The organism is Teichococcus aerofrigidensis, from assembly GCF_054073225.1.
In genome coordinates, this window is record NZ_JBSXMU010000048.1 from 21,915 (window position 1) to 27,914 (window position 6,000).

The 6,000-nt window shown below is 70.6% G+C and carries 5 protein-coding genes and 1 tRNA gene; 4 read left to right on the forward strand and 2 right to left on the reverse strand.

All coding sequences use genetic code 11. The features are described from left to right. Positions 1–178 precede the first annotated feature (178 nt). Complete coding sequence (locus ACVMLK_RS11885; RefSeq protein WP_457486508.1) at positions 179–1,654, forward strand: ABC transporter substrate-binding protein; 1,476 nt, start codon at positions 179–181, stop codon at positions 1,652–1,654. 1 nt (position 1,655) lies between these two features. Beyond that, on the forward strand, positions 1,656–3,221 hold the full coding sequence (locus ACVMLK_RS11890; protein ID WP_422924651.1) for a GMC family oxidoreductase: 1,566 nt from the start codon (positions 1,656–1,658) through the stop codon (positions 3,219–3,221). 108 nt (positions 3,222–3,329) lie between these two features. Here the strand turns inward: ACVMLK_RS11890 and ACVMLK_RS11895 are convergent. Continuing rightward, positions 3,330–3,405: transfer RNA gene (locus ACVMLK_RS11895), tRNA-Glu, on the reverse strand. A gap of 75 nt (positions 3,406–3,480) precedes the next feature. Next, the gene (locus tag ACVMLK_RS11900) at positions 3,481–3,780 is read right to left on the reverse strand and encodes a hypothetical protein (protein ID WP_198364556.1); all 300 of its coding nucleotides are present in this window, start codon (positions 3,778–3,780) and stop codon (positions 3,481–3,483) included. Between the two features lie 16 nt (positions 3,781–3,796). On the opposite strand from ACVMLK_RS11900, the gene ACVMLK_RS11905 reads away from it, so the two are divergent. Beyond that, positions 3,797–4,822 (forward strand): RluA family pseudouridine synthase, encoded by a 1,026-nt coding sequence (locus tag ACVMLK_RS11905; protein ID WP_457486509.1) that lies wholly within the window; start codon positions 3,797–3,799, stop codon positions 4,820–4,822. 243 nt (positions 4,823–5,065) lie between these two features. Then, positions 5,066–5,956, forward strand: a complete 891-nt coding sequence (rpoH, locus tag ACVMLK_RS11910; protein WP_198364554.1) for an RNA polymerase sigma factor RpoH — start codon at positions 5,066–5,068, stop codon at positions 5,954–5,956. Positions 5,957–6,000: the final 44 nt, after the last annotated feature.

Sequence of the window (6,000 nt, forward strand, 5' to 3'; positions counted from 1 at the left end):
GGACTGGCTCCGGCGCGGCTCTCAGGGCAGGCTGTCCGGAAAGGGAAGCACGAGGATGAAGACGATCAGGCGAGGCGTCCTGGCCAGCGTGGCGATGCTGACCGCCTGGATGCCGCCCATATGGCCCGCGGGAGGGTCTTCGCGAGCCGGCGAGGCTCGCGCGGAGACCATCACCGCGGTGCTGGAAGCGGAGATCGTCACGCTCGATCCCCATTACATCGGTGCCTATATCACGCGCACCTTCGGCTACATGGTGTTCGACACGCTCTTCGCTCCGGACAGCGAGGGCAACACGAAACCGCAGATGGTGCAGTCCTGGACCGTCTCGGACGACCAGCTCACCTGGGACTTCACGCTGCGCGACGGGCTGGCCTTCCATGACGGCGCCCCCGTCACCGGCGAGGATGCCGTCGCGTCGCTGAAGCGCTGGAGCACGCGCAGCGCGCTGGGCGGCCGGCTGATGAAGGTCGCGGCCTCGCTGGAGGCCACCGGCGCGAAGAGCTTCCGCCTGCAGCTGAAGGAGCCCTACGGCCTGGTGCTCGATACACTCGGCACCACCTCCTCGCCGACGCCGTTCATCATGCCGGCGCGCATCGCGGCGACCACGCCAGGCAGCACGCAGGTGTCCGAGATCATGGGTTCCGGGCCCTTCGTCTACAGCCGTGCGGATCACCGGCCCGGCGACCGCATGCTGCTGCGGAGGAATGCCGCCTATGTGCCGCGCCCCGAGCCCGCCGACTTCCTGGCGGGCGGCCATGTGGTCAAGGCCGACGCGCTCGACATCCGGGTCGTGCCGGATGGCGCCACCGCGGCGGCGGCCCTGCAGCAGGGCGATATCGACTACATGCAATACGCCCCCTTCGACCTGCTGCCGGCGATGGAGAAGGACCGGCGCCTCAAGGTGCTGAACTTCGCCGGCGCCCACATGTTCACCGGCCACTACCGCATCAACACCGCCTCCCCGCCCTTCAACGACCCCGCCATCCGCCGCGTGCTGTTGCGGCTGGTGAACCAGGAGGAGGTGGTCGCCGGCCTCGGCCTCGACAGTCGCTACGGCCAGAGCTGCGCCGCCTTCTTCATCTGCGGCTCGCCCTATGAGAGTGCCGCCGGCACGGCGCCGCTGAAGGATCCCTCGATCGAGGCCGCCGCCGCCGCGCTGAAGGCCACGAACTACGATGGCACGCCGGTGGTGGTCATGGCGGCGAGCGACCTGGAGGCACCGCGCGTCGCCTCGACCATCCTGGCCGACCGCCTCGCCCGCGCCGGCTTCAAGGTCGACCTGCAGATGACCGACTGGGCCACGCTGCTGGCGCGCCGCACCAACCGCCAGGGCTGGAGCGTCTATGGCGTGCACGCCCTGGGCCTCGACCTCGCCTCGCCGCTGACCAACTCCGTCATCAACTTCAACTGCACCAGCGCCGCCACCGCCGGCTTCATGTGCGATGAGCGGATGGTCCCGCTCTTCGACGCCTTCGCCCGCGCGCCGACGCGCGAGGCCCAGCGCGAGGTGGCGGGCCAGATCCAGTCCATCGTCTACGAGCAGGGGCTCGGCATCCCCTTCGGCCAGTTCGCCCAGCCGGCGGCCTATCGCGCCGTGCTGTCGGGCGTGATCCCCTCCGCCATTCCCCTGTTCTGGAACATCGAGAAGAAGTAAGATGCACGACGTGATCGTGGTGGGTGCCGGCTCGTCCGGCGCCGCCCTCGCAGCCCGCCTTTCCGAGGATCCCCGGTGCCGTGTGCTGCTGCTGGAGGCGGGGCGCGACTGGCGCTCGGCCGAGGCGCCGCAGGAGCTTCGCAGCGCCAATATCGTCCCCTTCATGCATGACCCGGCGCACCAGGCGAAGTGGCAGTGGCCCGGCCTGATGGCCCGCCGCACCGCCGCCCAGGCACCGAAGTTCTACTGGCGCGGCAGGACCATGGGCGGCTCCTCGACGGTGAACGCGCAGATCGCCATCCGCGGCGTGCCGGCCGCCTTCGACGCCTGGGCCGAGGCCGGCTGCGAGGGCTGGTCGGCCGAGGATGTGCTGCCGCTCTTCGACCGGATCGAGGACGACGCGGAGACCGGCACGGCACCCGGCATCCGCCGGGGCGGGCCGCTGCCGGTCCATCGCGCGCCCCTCGCCGAATGGGGCGCGGTCGATCTGGCGCTGCGCGAGGCGGCGCTGGCCGAGGGCTATCCCTGGAAGGCCGATCTCAACGCGCCCACCGGGGAGGGCATCTCCTGCAACCCGATCAACAGCCGCGACGGCCGGCGCGTCACCACCAATGACGGCTACCTGGAGCCGGCACGCGGCCGGCCCAACCTTGAGATCCGCGGCGAGGCCCTGGTGGACCGCGTCCTGCTCGAGGGCGGCCGCGCCGTCGGTGTCCGGGTGCGGTTCGGTGACGGGGGCTGGGAGGAGATCCGCGCGAGGGAGATCGTGCTCTCCGCCGGCGCCATCCACAGCCCGGCCATCCTGCTGCGTTCGGGCATCGGCCCCGCGGCGCCGCTCCGCGCGCTCGGCATCCCGGTGGCGCTGGACCTGCCGATGGTCGGGCGGAACCTGATGGACCACCCGATCCTCCGCGCCACGCTGAAGCTGAGGCCGGAGCATCGGGCGCGCGGCGCGGATGCGCGCCACACCAATTGCTGCCTGACCTACAGCAGCGGCCTGGCCGGCGGCGGCGAGCGCGACATGATCATGATCGCCTACAACCATCGCGGCCTGTCGGAGGCCGGTCCGGCGCCGGAAGGGGCGATCGGCGCCGCGCTCTACGATGCGTATTCCCGCGGGCAGCTGGAGCTGACCTCGGCCGATCCCGAGGCCCATCCGATCGTCGAGGAGAACATGCTCGACCACCCGGGCGACCGGCTGCGCCTGCGCGATGCGGTACGCCGACTGGCGCGGATCGTGCGGCAGCCGGCGGTGGCCGGGCTCTGCGAGGCCGTCACCTTCGGCGACAGCGGGATCGGCATGACGGAGGCCGCGGCGCTGCCCGACGACGAACTGGACGCGCTGATGCTGCGGGAGGCCGGCGACATCCAGCACGCCGCCGGCACCTGCCGAATGGCCGCCTTCGAGGACCCGCGCGGGGTGGTGAACCCGGATCTGACGGTGAAGGGGATCGCCGGGCTGCGCGTGGCCGACGCCTCGATCATGCCGACCGACTGCCGCGCCAACCTGCACTTCACCTGCGTGATGATCGGTGAGAACCTCGCCCGACGCATGCGGCGGGCCTGACGGCGTGGCCGCGAGCGCCCGCCCTCGCGGCGGTCGCTCCGGCTCGTGCCGGCGGATGCAGAAATGTCCGGAAAAGCCAAGGCCATGGCGCGCGGTCAAGAGCGCGCCTGGCGTCCCCTAGGGGATTCGAACCCCTGTTGCCGCCGTGAGAGGGCGGTGTCCTAGGCCTCTAGACGAAGGGGACTAGATGGCGTGGGCGGGCTTCTATCCGCCCGGCCGGGGGTCCGCAAGGGGGCTTCCGCGGAAAAACGCGAAAAACCTACTCGCCTAGGCGGATCTCCCCCGCCATGCGGCCGGAGCGCGGATCGACCAGCAGGATGCGCGCGCCGTCCGGCCGTTCGACCCAGACCGCGAGCCGCCCCTCCAGCGCGGCGATCTGGCCGATCCGCGTTCCCGGCGGCTGCCGCAGGGCGAGATCCGTGCTAGTCCAGGGCAGGCCGCCCTCGCGGAAGCCCTGGGGCGCCGCCTCCGGGGCGGAGAGGCGCGTGGTGGCCTCGCCCATGCGCTGGACGAGCACCACGACCAGCGCCACCGTGCCGACGATGATTATGACCCCCATCACCCCAACCAGTATCTTGAGCCAGCGCACCGATCCTCCTCCCAACACCACGGACCCCGCCGGCAGCACGCCGGAGGGCCCCTTCCCCGTCATCGCCACGGCGGAGGATGCGGGGCTCCGCCTCGACCGCTTCCTGGCGGGCGCGATAGGCGCCGTCTCGCGCTCGCGCGTCAAGGCGCTGATCGAGGGCGGGCACGTGACGCGGGACGGCGCCCCGGTCGACAATCCCTCCGAGGCCGTGCGGCCGGGGGCGCGCTACCTGGTGGCGCCGCCGCCCGCCGCGCCGGCGGTGCCGGAAGCCCAGGCGATCCCGCTGACCATTCTTTTCGAGGACCGTCACCTGATCGTGCTGGACAAGCCCGCCGGGCTGGTCGTCCATCCGGCACCGGGCAATCAGGACGGCACGCTGGTCAACGCCCTGCTCGCCCATGCCGGGGAGGAGCTGACCGGCATCGGCGGCGAGCGGCGGCCGGGCATCGTCCACCGGCTGGACAAGGACACCTCCGGCGTCATGGTGGTTGCGAAGAGCGAACGGGCGCACCAGATCCTGTCCGAGGCCTTCGCCAGTCGTGACCTGGAGCGGTCCTACCTGGCCCTGGCCTGGGGCGTGCCCGCCGTGCCGCGCGGCGAGGTGGAGGCTTCCGTCGGCCGTCACCCCATGGACCGCAAGCGGATGGCGGTGGTCACGCGCGGCGGCAAGACCGCCCTGACGCGCTACCAGACCGAACGGGCCTGGGGCACCGGCTGTTCCCTCCTGCGCTGTCGCCTGGCGACGGGGCGGACGCATCAGATTCGCGTGCATCTGTCGCATATCGGGCATCCCCTTGTCGGGGATCCGGTCTATCTCCGCCGGCTTCCGGCCGCCGCGCGGGCGGTGTCGCAGCCGGCGCGGGACACGCTGCTGGCCTTTCCGCGTCAGGCCCTGCATGCGGAAACGCTGGGATTCCAGCATCCTGTGACGGGCGAGACGCTGCGCTTCTCCGCCCCGCTCCCGCCCGACATGGCGGCGCTGATCACGTTGCTGGACGGTAACCCGGAGTAACCCGACTATTACAGTCGGGATTTCCTTGCGCAACTCTTCGCAGCGCGGTAGCGTTCATCTGTCGCCAACGCCGGGTGCCATCGCCATGGCGCGGCCGCCGAACCTGTCTGGCCCGTGACGCCAGGCGGGAGGGCGCGTCAGGGCCCGAGCGGAGGACGACCCGGACCGCACGCCGACCGTGCGGGACATTCCGGGGGTTCGCTGTCACAGGGGCTCCCGGCCGGTGCAGGAGGCAAAGCAGTTATGGCTTCCACGACTTCTTCGATGTTGACCATGGCCCCCGAGGGCAATCTCTCCCGCTATCTGCAGGAGATCCGCAAGTTCCCGATGCTCTCCCCCGAGGAGGAGTTTCGCCTTGCCAAGAAGTGGAAGGACGAAGGCGACCAGCAGGCCGCCCACCGCCTTGTCACGTCGCATCTCCGCCTCGTCGCCAAGATCGCCATGGGCTATCGCGGCTATGGCTTGCCCGTGGGCGAGCTGATCAGCGAGGGCAATGTCGGCATGATGCAGGCGGTCCGCCGCTTCGATCCCGACCGTGGCTTCCGTCTGGCCACCTACGCCATGTGGTGGATCCGCGCCGCGATCCAAGAGTACATCCTGCATTCCTGGTCGCTCGTGAAGATGGGCACCACGGCCGCGCAGAAGAAGCTGTTCTTCAACCTGCGCCGGCTGAAGGGACAGATGGCCGCGCTCGAGGAGGGCGATCTCAAGCCCGAGCAGGTGGAGAAGATCGCGCACACGCTCCAGGTCCCGGAGCAGGACGTGATCTCGATGAACCGCCGCCTCGCCTCGCCGGACAATTCGCTGAACGCGCCCGTCCGCGCCGACAGCGAGGGCGAGTGGCAGGACTGGCTGGTCGATGACAGCGAGAGCCAGGAAACCGAGATCGCCGAGCGGCAGGACATGTCCAACCGCCGCCAGCTTCTGGGCGAGGCGCTGAAGACGCTGAACGAGCGCGAGCGCCACATCCTGATCGAGCGGCGGCTGAAGGACGAGCCGACGACGCTCGAGGAGCTTTCGCAGCAGTACAGCATCAGCCGCGAGCGCGTGCGCCAGATCGAGGTGCGGGCCTTCGAGAAGCTGCAGAAGAGCATGAAGACGCAGATCATGGAGCGGCGCCTGGCGGTGGACTGACCGCCCGTCCCTTCCAACGCTGCACTGGGGCGCCGCGCGGGGGG

Coding starts and splice junctions, on each gene's coding strand:
- ACVMLK_RS11890 (WP_422924651.1), top strand. CDS start 1,656: ATGCACGACGTGATCGTGGTGGGTGCCGGCTCGTCCGGCGCCGCCCTC.
- ACVMLK_RS11900 (WP_198364556.1), bottom strand. CDS start 3,780: ATGGGGGTCATAATCATCGTCGGCACGGTGGCGCTGGTCGTGGTGCTC.
- rpoH (WP_198364554.1), top strand. CDS start 5,066: ATGGCTTCCACGACTTCTTCGATGTTGACCATGGCCCCCGAGGGCAAT.